The sequence below is a fragment of the Azospirillum mesophilum genome, assembly GCF_053470405.2.
In genome coordinates, this window is the sequence record NZ_JBPXMQ020000047.1 from 1 (window position 1) to 13,398 (window position 13,398).

Annotated in this window: 8 protein-coding genes; 7 read left to right on the top strand and 1 reads right to left on the bottom strand. The window is 64.8% G+C overall.

The window, feature by feature from the left end; translation table 11 throughout:
• Positions 1–380: 380 nt before the first annotated feature.
• Positions 381–1,385 carry a sigma-54-dependent transcriptional regulator gene (locus ACSVC7_RS27955; protein WP_448207775.1) on the bottom strand — a complete coding sequence of 335 codons (1,005 nt, stop codon included), beginning with the start codon at positions 1,383–1,385 and terminating at the stop codon, positions 381–383.
• A 330-nt stretch (positions 1,386–1,715) separates the two neighbouring features.
• Between ACSVC7_RS27955 and ACSVC7_RS27960 the strand changes: the two genes are divergently transcribed.
• From ACSVC7_RS27960 to ACSVC7_RS27990, 7 genes are read left to right on the top strand one after another with little or no spacing between them, the layout of a single operon-like run.
• Entirely contained in the window at positions 1,716–3,350 is a 1,635-nt protein-coding gene (locus tag ACSVC7_RS27960) for a P-loop NTPase (protein WP_448207776.1), read from the top strand.
• Positions 3,351–3,396: 46 nt separating this feature from the next.
• Complete coding sequence (locus tag ACSVC7_RS27965) at positions 3,397–4,995, top strand: SUMF1/EgtB/PvdO family nonheme iron enzyme (protein ID WP_448207777.1); 1,599 nt, start codon at positions 3,397–3,399, stop codon at positions 4,993–4,995.
• Positions 4,996–5,044: 49 nt separating this feature from the next.
• Complete coding sequence (locus ACSVC7_RS27970; protein WP_448207778.1) at positions 5,045–7,627, top strand: hypothetical protein; 2,583 nt, start codon at positions 5,045–5,047, stop codon at positions 7,625–7,627.
• Positions 7,624–9,789, top strand: coding sequence for a hypothetical protein (locus ACSVC7_RS27975; protein ID WP_448207779.1), 2,166 nt, complete (start codon positions 7,624–7,626; stop codon positions 9,787–9,789). The genes ACSVC7_RS27970 and ACSVC7_RS27975 overlap by 4 nt, the downstream gene beginning before the upstream one ends.
• 6 nt (positions 9,790–9,795) lie before the next feature.
• Complete coding sequence (locus tag ACSVC7_RS27980) at positions 9,796–10,692, top strand: hypothetical protein (protein ID WP_448207780.1); 897 nt, start codon at positions 9,796–9,798, stop codon at positions 10,690–10,692.
• Complete coding sequence (locus tag ACSVC7_RS27985; RefSeq protein WP_448207781.1) at positions 10,685–11,713, top strand: AAA family ATPase; 1,029 nt, start codon at positions 10,685–10,687, stop codon at positions 11,711–11,713. The genes ACSVC7_RS27980 and ACSVC7_RS27985 overlap by 8 nt, the downstream gene beginning before the upstream one ends.
• Positions 11,714–11,722: 9 nt before the next feature.
• Positions 11,723–13,396, top strand: coding sequence for a hypothetical protein (locus ACSVC7_RS27990; RefSeq protein WP_448207782.1), 1,674 nt, complete (start codon positions 11,723–11,725; stop codon positions 13,394–13,396).
• The last annotated feature ends 2 nt before the right edge of the window (positions 13,397–13,398 follow it).

Below are 13,398 nucleotides of genomic sequence, written 5' to 3' on the forward strand. Positions count from 1 at the left end.
GCGCGTTCGCGGACTTCAGGAGCGTATTTGCGTGATGCCGCTTTCGTCATGATGACCCCAGTCTCTCAAGAAACGGGGCCTCCGGGAAACCCGGCACGGTTCAATGGTACCGGCTATGAACGGCTTGGCTCGGCCACGGACAGGATCGACAGTATGTGTGGGAATGCTGGACCTGGGCCGCCACATGAAGACCAGCCGCACCAACAGGTTCAACCGTCACCACACGGCAGTCCGGGATCACAAAAAGCTCTTGCATGCTCCAGTACATGGGATCTCCGGAAGTACCACCGAACCGGGGGAAGATCACCAGCCACACAGCCTCGATCGCAGGACTAATTCTACAGCTGGAAGTTGGTAGAAATGCTTATTTTCCGGCCGTATCACACCTCCTTCCAGCCATGTGTTTTGATGATTTTGTAGAGCGTGGTGCGCGATCGGCCGAGAATGCGACTGGCCATGCTGATGTTCCACTGGGTCATCTGCAGGATCCGCAGCACATGCGCGTCGTCGACCGTGCCCGTGCTGCAATCGAATTGTCCGGGAGTGGGGCCATGGTCGGAATTGAAGAGCACCCGCGCAACGGTCGAGAGCCCATACACGCTCTGGCGAGCTTCTCCAAACAAGGCAATGTTCTCCACTGCGTCACGCAATTCCCGGATATTTCCAGGCCATGAGAGCAGTTGGAAGAACTCCAGCACCTCATCATCGAAGCGTGGGGCAATCGAAGGGCTTCCACCCGCCGAGGCATGGAATTCCCACAGGAACAGGTTTGCCAGTTCCCGGATGTCTTCGCGCCGCGCCCGCAGCGGAGGAACGTGCAAGCGCCATCGACGCAGGCGGAACCACAGGTCCCGTCGAAACTTCCCGGCATTGACCAGAGCTTCGAGATCGACGTTCGTCGTCACGATGATCCGCACGTCGGACACGCAGAGCTTCCCCGGCTCGCCCAGGCGGTAGAAGCCTCCATCATCCAGGAACCGCAAAAGCCCGGCCTGCGCACGCAACGGCAAACAGTCCACGTCGTCGAGCACCAGAGTGCCGCCGTTCACTTCCAGCAAAACCCCTGGCTGGTCGGTTTGGGAGGAGGTGTAGGCATCGCGTGAGTGGCCGAACAGGGTCGCTTCCAGCGTGCCAAGGTCGAATTCTCCGCAGCCTCTCCGCCGGAATGGACCGGCGCGCCGTGGCGAGGCTGCGTGGATCTCCTCACAGAGTCGGGTTTTTCCGGTTCCGCTTTCGCCAGTAATCAGCACCGAACCCGGCCGAGTGGCGACGACGCGCGCATCATGAAGCACACGATGCATGGATTCAGAGCTGGCAACCAAAGGCATCCGATCGCCGGATGCGGGTTTGGCGCTGGTATCATCATGCTCAACTTTTTTGAGCACCGCCCTCTCCCTTTCCGTACGAACAGCATAAGCCTTACGAGAAACGCACTGTACAGATCATATCCAGAGATGCCATAAAGGCATAGAGGATTATTGTCTTTCCGTATGACGTAAGTGTTCGAATGGATTTAGCTGGTTACTTTTGTATGTAGGGCGACTGCTGTCTCTCTTCACGAGAAGTAAATGTCCATACTGAGCGATGCTGATAGCGGCGACAAAGGAACGGGCCCTGCATCTGGGCGACCGCGGCGCACGGCTTCGCGGCAAGCCAAAGGTTTAGCCCCCCAGCCGGAACCGGCCGCGGACCAGTTGCCGGGCGGCACCCCCCCATTGTCCTGGAAACTGATCGACTTCCAGAGCCCGCCGTCCTGGATTGAGCAGCCGCTCGACAGCAACGACCTCGATGCTTTCTTCCATGGCAGCAGCGGCGCATCCTGGCGGCTCGCCGCCGACGCCCGAATCAAACCGCTGGCCGTGGTGGGAAAGGTGCTCGGCAGCTTGGGCGAGCGCGATCCCGGCAGCCGCCCGCGGATCGTCATGCTTGGGGGCGGCTGCGGCGAAGGGAAGACGACCGCTTTGCGGCAGACCGTCTTGCGGTGGCTGCAGCAGGCGGAAGCGGGAGCACGAAGGGCGCTGGTCCGCGAAGGCTCCGTCGGTCCGGCCGATGACGTTATCGCCAACCTGCCGATTTCGGAAAATGACGCCCGCCGGCGGCGCGACCGATGGCTCGTCGTCGTCGACAACGCCAAGCCGATCCTTGAAATCTTCGACTTGGCGGAAGCGCTGTTCCGGCACGAGCGGTACGATGTCGATATCCTGATCGCCTGTTCGCACATCGCGTGGCCGCACGACCAGGCTTGGCCCCCGCAGGCTCCGCGCAACGCGCGCTTCGAGCTGATCGTGCGCAATTTCATCGGCCTGTCCTGGGAAGACACGGGCTCCATCATCGACGGCTGGGTCGCCTTCAACGTGGTTCCTGCGGCCGGCTGGAACCAGAAATGGTCCCAATTCTACGACCACGCCCGGCACGAGGCCTCTCCCTTCACCGACCCCGAAGGAGTGCGCGTCGAAGGCTCCCTTCTCGGGGCGCTTCTGGTCGAATGGGGCGGGAGCGGCGGTGCCGCCCAACGCCTGAACCGCATCGTCAAGCAGCTGTCCGACGACCATCGCCGGCCGGATGGAAAGGCCCCGCTGCTCTACGCGCTTTGCGCCACGTCCGTGGCGCATGCGGAGGGTTTTCCGGGGTTTACCCGTGGCTTTCTGCTGCACTGCCTTCGGTCGTCGGGCCAATGCCGCGACGACAAGGAGGCCGGCGAACTCATCAAGCGCCTGCTCTACGAGGCTGTGGTGGTCGAGACGACGGAAGGCACGCTTGCGACACGCCACCACGCCGTCGCCCAACGGCTTGCCCGGGAATGCGCCCGCGAACTGGGCATCGCGGACGAGGACAGCCTGCTGGCCGATCTCATCAACTTTGCCCAGCCGACCACGTCGCATCCGTCCAATGCCCACCATCATGGCTCGTGGCGCCAACTGCTGACGGTCATGGCCAGACACGCTCTGCGCCGCGGCGCCGTTCGGGAAGCGGCGCTTTTCTGCATGATGTGCCTGAGCGACACTCCCGGCGCTCACCATCGCCATGGCGATGCGCTCAAACGCGATGTCGCCCGGTCAGCGTTGAACGAGCTGGCGAACGCCGCCAGGCGGGCGGGCTGTGTCGCCGAACCCTTCCAAAGACATCTCCAGGCATGGATCGATGCCCTGGATTGGGGAATGCCGCCGCCGGGCCAACGTCCCGAAGGCCGGGCCTTCGACCGGGTCATCGCGGATGTCGCGGCCTCGATCATCGACGCGGGCTGGAGGTTCGAGGCCGCGCCCGGCGCTTGGCAAGCCGTGGCCGGCCGACCACAGGACCACCGCTTCTCCCACCTGTTCGCCCTCATCTTCCATCGGACCGCCCCGTAGCCCCCGCAGGACTGGCGACCCCGCCTGCCACGCCCGGAGAGTTTCCATGCGCACCGCCTTGATCCTGACTGCCATCGACGTCGAAACCCGCCATATCCTGCCTCACCTCGCCGACACGATCCGCGATGACGACCATCCAGGGCAGGTTTTCCGCGTCGGCCGCTTCAGGGACGGGAACGGCCGGGACTGGAAGGTCGTGGTGGCCGAGGAGCGTGGCAACGAAATGGCTGCGGTCAACGCCACTATGGCCATCATGAAGTTCAACCCCGACATCGCGCTGTTCGTCGGGGTTGCCGGCGGCCTGAAGGACGCGCAGATGGGCGACGCGGTCGTATCGACCAAAATCTACGGCTATGAACCGGGCAAGACCACCAAGCACAGCTTCCTGGCGCGGCCGGACGCCTACCGGCCGGACCAGAAGCTGGTGTCGCTTGCCCGGGATCTGGCGCGCAGCGAGGACTGGAAGCGCCGCCGTCTGTACCGCGATCCCTACGACAAGCGGAGAATCCATTTCGGTCCGATCGCGGCCGGCAACAAGGTCATCGCCAGCCATGAAGCGGAACTGGTCACCTTCCTGCACGACCACTACAACGACGCATTGGCGGTCGAAACCGAAGGCCTTGGTTTCGCGGCCGCCGCGCATGCCATGGGCAATGCTCCCTGGCTGGTGATCCGGGGCATCTCCGACCGGCTGACGGGAAAGAACGAAGCGGAGGCCCAGGCCAGCCAGGAAAAGGCCATCGACAACGCGGCGGCGTTCGCGTTTCAGCTGCTTTACGAACTGCCCGACAACCGAGGGCGCGCCGGCGGATCACCGAAAGCCGACGGTCCATTCGGACACGCGGACAGGCACGAAGCGTTCAACGCGGAACATCCGGAATCCGAACCCGTGGAGCCGGGGACGCGGCAACGGTGGTGGGCCGACAGGCTCGGCCTGGCGCCCTTGTTTCCGTTGGAGGTTCCCGAGCTGGGCATCACCATCCCCATGGCGGTGATTCCACCCGGAACCTTCACGATGGGCAGCCGAAACAAGCCCGAGGAGTTTCCGCCCCAGACCATCACCATTCCGCACGCCTTCGCGATCGGCTGCACCGCGGTTCCGAACTGGCTGTTCGCGCGCTGGCAGCCGGAGGCCTGCACCGCACATCCGGATCTGCCGGCGGTGAACGTGGACTGGCACAGGGCGGTCGCCTTCGCCGCCTGGCTTTCGCAAGCGGCCGCCTACCGGGTCCGCCTGCCCAGCGAAGCGGAGTGGGAATACGCGGCACAGGCAGGCTCGGACAACGATTTCTGGTGCGGCGGGCAACCGTTGGGAGACTTCAATCTGGGGTCCGCCGGGCGGCCGGGCGCTCCACAGGGACGCGTCCACACCGTGGACAGCGGCGTGCCGAACCCTTGGGGTCTCCGCCACGTCCACGGCAACGTCTGGGAATGGGTGGCGGACGGTTGGCGATCGAGCCTCCACAGCCAACCGGAAAACGGCGCGGCGTGGACCGGCGACCCGACCGACCGGGTCATCAAGGGCGGTTCCTGCCGTGACCACGCCGGCAAGGCCCGCAGCGCCAGCCGTCAAGGCCGCGATCCGTCAAGGCCAAGCGACATCATCGGCTTTCGCATCGCCATGGATCTGCGCTGGATAAGGTAGCCGCCGAAATTCGCCATTACCGGCAACCGGAACCGTCGGGAAACCGTTCATGACCGAAGAACTCGACCTTTTAAGCGGCATCGCCGAGGAAGAAGGCGCAAGCGAAACCGCACAAACGGCCTACTCGCTCGATAAAACAACCCGACCAGCCCAGCGCGGTCAGGAAACGGCTCCGAGGGATGGGGACTTTGAGAAGAGCTTTCTCCGGCAGGCCGCGGAAAAGCTGACTCGCCATCGGATTCTGTTCCTCGGCTGCTATCTGCCGAACTTCGCCAAACGCATGGCGTTCGCGGTGCTCGACGGACCGCTGTTCGCCGGGTATCGGCACAGACAAGGCATACTCGACCAGCTGGCGGGTGAAGAGGATGGTTTTGCCACCCTCGCCGCGCTCAGCCAACCCGATGCCGCCCAGGACAATGGCGCCCCGGCGAACAAGACCGCCGTCCTGATCGATGCGTCCGGCTCGAACGGCTTTTCCGTGATGACCCGGTTCCTGCCGCCGGTCAGCATGATGGGCGACATGGCCCGCCGGCTGGCCGAGCTGCAGCGGGTGGTGGTGATCATCGGTTCGCCGGAATTGCTGCTCGACCTGGAACCGGCGGTCCGCGATGCGATCTCCTGCGTGGAGATCGACTGCCTGCCCTTGCTGCTGAAGGACTATCGGGAAGACGGCAAAGACAGCGGCATCTCGATCCTGGACGACCTTCGGCAGCAGATCGCCCAGGAACGATGGGGAAGCACACCCATCGACCAGTTCAATCTGGTCCTGGAAGCGATACAAAGCAAAAGGCTGATCGCCGAGATTCTAAAGCGCAAGTCGGACGATGGCAATGTGACGGGAGTCGACCGGCACGAAGACATCGTCCGTTTGCGCGAGCTTGTCGTCAACGCGCAGGAACCGCACGCGACGGCGCTGTTCGTGGCGACCTACTTCCCGCCGCTCGGCCCCATGGAGTTTCGCCGTGTCACCGAAACCCTGCTCCGCGACCGCACACGAACCGAAAAGGACTGGCAGAGCGTCGTCGGCGACAATGGCGAGATCCGCAAGGTGCAGACCGAGCGGTCGGTGTCCTTGCGGGGCGAGTTCGCGGAGCGTTGGGACCGCGTCCGCAGCGAAGCCCAACTGACGATCAAGTTACGGGACGACGGGCGCCACAGCATCGATTTCACGCTCCAGTATTTCCGAAGAAAGCTGACGGAGCACTTCACCAACATCGCCTACGGCTTCCTGGAGCAGCGATTTGCCGACATCCGGGCAACCGGCCTGTTCTATGACTCCGTTCCAGCCGTGTCCGAAGGAGGGATCGACGTCGCCGTCGCCATCGCCCGATTCAACGATGACGCCAGCAACATCGCCTGGCTTATGGATCTCATGCCGCGCTTGGTGGTCAAGGCGCCGGGAGAGGAAGGCGGCGACGGCGAAACGCCCGGCAGTCCGGATCATCGGCCGAGTGGTCCGCTGAACGAGGCGAAGGTCCGGTTCTGGGGACGGACTTTCGCACACCTGCTCAGCAAGCTGTTCGATGACGAACGGCTGGGTTCGACCGCGCGCGGCTTTCTCAACCAACTCGCCGCGGACCGCGGCTGCCACCACGCGCTTCTGGCGTTCCTGCGCCATATGAACACGCGCGACCCCGTGGCGCTGTTGCCTTGGTACGGCCGCCTGCTCTCAGAAGGCAGCACGGAAATCCGGCAGGAAACGCACCTCACGCTTCTTGAGGTTGCCAGACGGCCGAACATTCCCCTGTTCCTCCTGATCCGGGACATCGCCAAGTGGATGCCCGACGACTGGGCGCCGGACGGCGGCAATGTGCCGCCAACCCGCGCGACCGGAGCCGCGCGATTCATCGTCGTCGCTCTCCTCCAGGCGACGTCGCGGACAAGCACCTGGCGTTACGGCGTCTGGCCTTCCGGCAACAGCCTGCTGGACCAGGTTTTCCATGGCGATGCCGAGGACGCGGAGACGCTGGCGAGGATATTGACCAACCCCTGCATCACACACTATGTCCGCAACATTTTCGATATTGAAGTCAATCTTGGGCAAGACATCAAAGGACTGCTAACCATTGTCGTCCAGATGACATGGCTGCTCTATCGCTCACCAGAGAATAACAAGCACCATCACGATCTTTTGACCTTCATCAGGCAGCAGCGGGATATTCTGGCAAAAAGCTTTGGCTTGACCCTGCTCAACCGTGAAGACGTTTCATCATACCGAAAGAAGGAAATCTGGAGCAACTTCCGGCAGGACATGCTGGATGATCCTCCGCAGATCCTGAGCACGCTCGTCAACGAATGGTATGTCCTTATCCGCGGCGTCGACGAACAGGCGGCCTCGCCTGCGCGGTTGGAGGCCTTCCGTCGCTTCCTCGACGCCTACGTCAACCGGATCGACCGCCCCGCCCGCTCCGAATTGAAGAACCACTGGCGTGAGCACGTCGCCCTGATCCGGCTGGTCATGGACACCGCGCGGCATTCCGCCAAGTCGTCCAACGCCGCCACGGACTCATCCCGAAGACTGGTCAGAGCGCTGCACCAGAAGCTCCAGGCCCTGAAGGACTTCTACAACGACCTGGACCAGGCGTTCCACAAGGCATCCCAGACACCCCGCTCTTCGTCGAGGCCGTCATGACCGAACCGCAACTTCCCGACATTGTCAAAAAGGCCGATCTGCACATTCCACCTCGCGACGGCGCCGCACTGGTCACCATCGAAACCCGTTCGCGCCGGACGCTTCCACGCCGTCCCCGGTTCCGTCTGCCGCACGAAACCTGGGAGTGCTTCCACGTCGACACCCGACGGACGGCGGCGATCGGCCCGATCCGGCATCGGATCGAGGACTTTCAGAACGACCGGCGCGTGGAGTTGAAGATCGCCGGGCGCGCGCGCTGCATCGAAAAGGAGGAAACCAAGACGGTTGCCGCGCTCCACGGCGAGTCGGGCGTGACGGCCACGTTCGAAACGCTCCTGCTTGCCGCCATCGACGACGAATTGCGCGACCGGGAAGGCACCTTCATTGCGGCCTTCACCTCCGAGGCCCCGGAGTTGGCCAAGTCCCTCCAGGAACTGGCCCGCAAGGAATGGGGGCTGAAGCTGAACCTGAAGATCGGCCTGGACAACGACGAACTCCTCGGCCCGATGACCATCGGCCCCCGCCCCTTCACGGTGTCCACGTTCGACTGCTTCCGGGAGGTTGCGGGAAGCCTGTCCGCCGAACTGGGGGTGCTGAAAACCGACCCTGTGGCGGCGCTGACCAACATGCAGAAGCCGGACGAGCTGACCGAATCGCTGGTCCAGACGATCCGGCAGCATTGCCGTGAATCCGTGACGCTGCATCAGATCTATTTCGACCGCGACGCCGTGCTGTCCACACTGAGGGAAAAGCTGACCGTCATCATCCGCGAGCATGGCCGCAACCCCGAGCGGCTGGTCGTGACGTTCGCCGATCCGGAATTCAACACGAACACCGTCGAGCTGATCAACAAGACCGCCTACCAGCCCAACCGCATCGCCGGCACCATTCATGTGGAAAGCACGATCCGGCTGACGCTCATCAACGCCAGCCAGTACGTGAACGCCGGCGCGCCCAACCTGGAGGTCTGGCTTCGCGACCAGCTCCGGCAGATCATCGGGAATCATCTGTTCGACGCCGACTATGTCGATCTGGTTCTGGGATGGGAGGCGCTGGAGCAACAGATCCAGAGCGACCTCGACATCAGCATCAAGGGCATCGGGTACGAACTGCGGGCGCTGATTTCCGCTCCCGACCTGCCGGACCGCCGGCTCGCCGAGTTCAATGACGTGCACGTCGATGTCGACACCTTTGCCACCAAGCTGCCGGCGGAGGTCAAGATCGACACCGTCGTCACCTTGCGCGTCCGGGATCTGAGCCTGATCCGCGACAGGCTGGTCCGGCGCGAAGACATCCTCCAGGAAATCAAGCGCCGCGCCACCGCCGAACTTCGCCGGATCATCCGGACGATCGAGCCAGAGCGCTTCTACATGGAGTTCGCCGACGGCAACGGACGGCCCGCCGTCCAGGATCTGCTGGCGGAGGCGATCCGGACGGGGCTTTGCGAGGAGTTTCCGGCGGACATCCGGCAGATCTCCATCCGGCCCCTGGACGATGCCATCACCCTCCGCCTGATCCGGTTGCGGGCCCTCCCCGCCATCGACTTCGAGGTCGAGGTCGCGACGGTGGGAAAGATCGGAACGGAGCCGGTGACGCTGTCCGGCGCGTTCCGCATCGGTGGCGTCGACCCCGCGGGGTGGCACGATTTCCAGAGCCTGACCGACGAAACGGACGGGGAGGACTACATCCGCCGCCGGCTGGTCGGAGCGATCGTATCCGGACTTCAGGTCAAGGATCGCGATGTCCTGCTGTTCGACACCGAGGCAAAGCAAGCGCAGGTGCGCGAATGGATCCAGACGATCCTTGAGGACGCGGCCTTACGGATGTTCGGCTTGTCGGTGTCTCTGCTGTATGTCCGGCGGGACCAGACCTTGACCGAGACGACCTACGGCGACTACCTGCGGGCGGAAATCGAGGTCGAAAAGCAGCGTATCGAAACGGTCAAGGCGGTCGGTATCGACCATTACACCGCCATCGCCGAGCGCCACCGGAACGCTCAGGACGTGCAAACCAGTGAAATCAAAGCCCGGCTCATGGACGCGGAGGAAGCGAAAGCGGCGAAAGCAAGCGCCCTGGCGGAATTGAGGGCGCCGATGCTGCCGCCCTCCGACTTGAAGGGGGCGAAGAAGCCGGCGACCGACAAACCGGAACCGGACGTGTAACCTCCGATGTCCGCGTCGGCACCGCCCCCTCCTTCCGCGACTCCCGTCCTGCCCATCGGACCGGCAGCCGAAACCCTGCGCTCCCTGGCGCTCGGGCGGCTGCCGTTCGTCACGCCGCCGGCCGACCTGTCCGCCGATGGACAAGACTTCGGCTGGCTGGACGACTGGATCGCCGACGACCCACCGGGTGAACAGCGCCTGCTGGCGGGCCTTCTGTCCCGACGCCTGTTCGGGAAGGCCGGGGCCGGGCGGATTCCGGCCAACATGGTCACGACGCGGGCGGCGCGGACCGCCCTGCCCTTCACCGATTGGCGCCGCCGGATGAAGCGGTTTCCGGCCCTGGTCCGCTTCGTTCCGCCGGAACGGCGCTATGTGCCGGACGGAGGGTGGCGCTTGGCCGGCACCATCGCCTGGAGCGATCCCCGCTTCCTGCACGCGTTGGGCATGGGCATCCGCCGGAGGGTCCGGGCGACCGGATCACCGCTGGACATGCCCGAGGGCGCCGTCCGCCCCGCCCCGGAAACCTTCTGGCTGCTCTGCGCGGCCCTGCCCGACCGGCGGTCCGGGTCACCCCCCTCGGCCCACCTGACGGAATTGGCTTTGCGCCTCGCCAACGCCCCGGGATGGGCCGGCGTTTGGGAGCAATGGCTGATCGCGGAAGCCATATCCGCCGCGGGGTCCGCCGCGGGGCTGGTGGCGCGATCGGCGGTGGCCCGCCTGCTGGCGCAATTGCCGGTCTTCGACCGCCCTGCCTACCGGGCTCTGCGCGGAACGCTCGGCCCTCCCGACCCCGAGGGGCCGTCCATCGCCGCACCGGATTGGGACGCCGCCGCCCCACCCTGCCTGGGCACTTCGTTGCGCGCCGCCTCCACCCCTGCGAAGAAAGCCGAAGTCCATGTTTGATCCTGTTCAGCTGCAACCCCTTCTGGAACGGAACCGGGAAGGTCTGGCGCGTCTTGGACGGGTCGAAGATCTGCTGAACGAACGCTTCGCCGACCTGGAGGAGCAGGTCCGCGCGATGATCCTGGCGGTCGCCTCCGGCGAGCCGCTACTGTTCGTCGGCCCGCCGGGCACGGCGAAATCCCGGCTGATCCGCGACCTGTGCGAAATCGTCGGGATCACCGACCCGGCCGAGGACGGCGAGACGGCCGGGAACGGCTACTTCGAATATCTCCTGACCCCGTTCACCGAACCCGGCGAACTGTTCGGCCACTACGACCTCGCCAAGCTCAGCGGCAACACGCCGGAGTTGAAGCGCCTCGACGCCGGCATGATGCAGAACGCCGAGGTCGTGTTCCTCGACGAGGTCTTCAATGGGTCGAGCGCAATCCTCAACGCCATTCTGGCCTTCATGAACGAACGGATCTTCCACGACCGGGGCTGGCGCCACAAGACCCGTTGGCGTTGCCTGTTCGGTGCCACGAACCTCGTCCCCCAAACCGCCGAACTGGGCGCCGTTTTCGACCGCTTCATCCTGCGCAGCCATATCGATTACGTCGAAGCGGAACCTCCCAAGCTGCGCGGCCTCATCGAAAAAGGGTGGAAGGAAACCTACCGCAAGCATAAGGCTCAACAGGTGGGCGGTGTCCTTGAGGACATGGCCGGCCTGCAGCGGTCCTTGGTCGACGCCACGGAGTCCGGGCAGCTCGTCCCGTTGAACGACAATGCTGCCTACGAGCACCTGACGGCTCTTGTCCATTTCGTCCGCGACCGCGACATCAGCCGTTTTTCGAACCGGCGGCTGATCCGCCTTCTCCGCGTCATGCTGATCCACCGGCTCTACCGGGCCTCGCGCCACGCCGAGAGCGGCGTTCTGTCTTTCGGGCAGCCGGAATTCGACCTGTTCTGGAAGTATTTCATCGACGATCCCGGCAGCCTCGACCCTGAAAGCCGACAGCAAATGATCAGTTTCGGCATGGAGTAGGCCGTTCCAATGACCGGAAGCACCGCGACCATCCCCGGCCAGACGTCCCTGCCGACGCGTTTTCTCATAGCGTCCCCACAAAGTTGGCGTCCGCTGTTCGACGCCGCCGCGGCGTCTCTGGGCTGCGAGGAACGACGCCTGTTCCTCGCCATTGTGCAGCGTCTTCACGGTGACCATGTCGGCATCGGAATGCAGGCGGCGGCGGGGCTCGCGCGGCTGCTCGGACCGGCCCCGCCACTTGATCGCCTGTTCCGATGTCATCCCTGGTCGCTGTTGCCGGAGCGGCTGGCTCGCACCGGCGTCTGGAGACCGGATCCCGCCGTCCTTTCCGGCGAAGATTTCCTCGTCCACAAATTGCGACGACAGGCGCACGCGCTTGTCGCGCGGCTCATCGGTCCTCTGGTTCAACGTGCCTGCGACGAACACGGGCTTTGCATTCTGTTTGGCGGCAACGGGCACGCCGACCCGGTGGATTTCCCATCCCGCTACGCGGCATACGAGGCGGAAACAGCCCGCATTCTGGAGCGGCTGATCGAGGGCGAGGAATGCGCCCTGTCGATGACGGGATGGTCCCTGAGCGCCGCCGGATTCGACCGCACCCTTCCGGATGGAGCGCCCGCGGCGCGCCTCCCCCAGGGGGACTCCGTCACGACGGCGCTTGCGCTGACGTTGCAGCCGGAGTTGCCGCCGCTTCGTCCCCTCCGCAGGTCCGTGGTGAATCGAACCAACCGGACTGGATCGATCCGGCAGGGTGTCCGTCCACAGCAGGGCGGCATTTCCGGCATCCGGCACTCGCGCCGGCATGAGGATCTGAACCAGATACTCGACAGCGAATTCCTGCTGCCGCGCGTTCTGCGCATGGAGCGCATGGCCAACGCCGGGTTCCTGATGAGAGACCGGCCGCCATACCGGCTGCCGCGCCGGGATCTGCTCATTCTGTTTCTGGTGGATGCCTCCGGCGCTGGCGATGCGGTCCGATTGGCCCAAGCCAGTTGGCTGCTGTTCCTCATGGGGGCTCTTTCCCGCCTGCGCGACGTCTCGCCCAAGCAGGTCGATGCGTTTTGGGCGAACAGCGACAGCCAGGGGCTGACGGCTCTGCACGGGTGCGCGGCGGACCTGGAGCTGTGGCCGTCCATGCCCGACGGATCCCTGCCGGTCGGGGACGCCCGCGCCGCTTTGCTCGACCGGTTGAACTGCCTGCCGGCCCTCACCGACCGCCGACGCCCCGTCGACATCAGGCTGGCCGTCCCGAACGATCGCCCGGAGAGCGCGGTGGCGTGGATGAAGGGCGCCATGCAGGCGCTCGCAAGCGAGTCGGGGCGGCATTCGGCCGACTACGAGCAGGCACTCTTCCTCCTGGCCATGCCGTCCCCGGCGTCGGGCCAGGAGACGCGGCGCACCCTGACTCAGCGCCTCGCCCAAGCGGTGGAGCGGGAGCCGGGCGGCGGCCCACCCTCAGCCATGCTGGGCGTGCTGTGGATGCCTGCCGTGGACGGCGGACAAGCGGGGCAGCCCTGGATCCTGACCACGCAGGGCATCGGCCACGCGGCTCCAGGGCGCCGCGAGGTGGTCTTGCGGACGGGGTCGCCGGCCGATGCGGTCCCGGCGACCCGGGAGGGCGCCGACCGGGCGGCGGGAGCGATCCTGGACGCGTGGTTCGACATTCTGGCGAAGGTGCTCTGATC

What these genes read in the sequence shown, in the direction of transcription:
- ACSVC7_RS27990 (WP_448207782.1), top strand. Translation starts at nt 11,723, where the DNA reads ATGACCGGAAGCACCGCGACCATCCCCGGCCAGACGTCCCTGCCGACG.
- ACSVC7_RS27985 (WP_448207781.1), top strand. Translation starts at nt 10,685, where the DNA reads ATGTTTGATCCTGTTCAGCTGCAACCCCTTCTGGAACGGAACCGGGAA.
- ACSVC7_RS27980 (WP_448207780.1), top strand. Translation starts at nt 9,796, where the DNA reads ATGTCCGCGTCGGCACCGCCCCCTCCTTCCGCGACTCCCGTCCTGCCC.
- ACSVC7_RS27965 (WP_448207777.1), top strand. Translation starts at nt 3,397, where the DNA reads ATGCGCACCGCCTTGATCCTGACTGCCATCGACGTCGAAACCCGCCAT.
- ACSVC7_RS27970 (WP_448207778.1), top strand. Translation starts at nt 5,045, where the DNA reads ATGACCGAAGAACTCGACCTTTTAAGCGGCATCGCCGAGGAAGAAGGC.
- ACSVC7_RS27975 (WP_448207779.1), top strand. Translation starts at nt 7,624, where the DNA reads ATGACCGAACCGCAACTTCCCGACATTGTCAAAAAGGCCGATCTGCAC.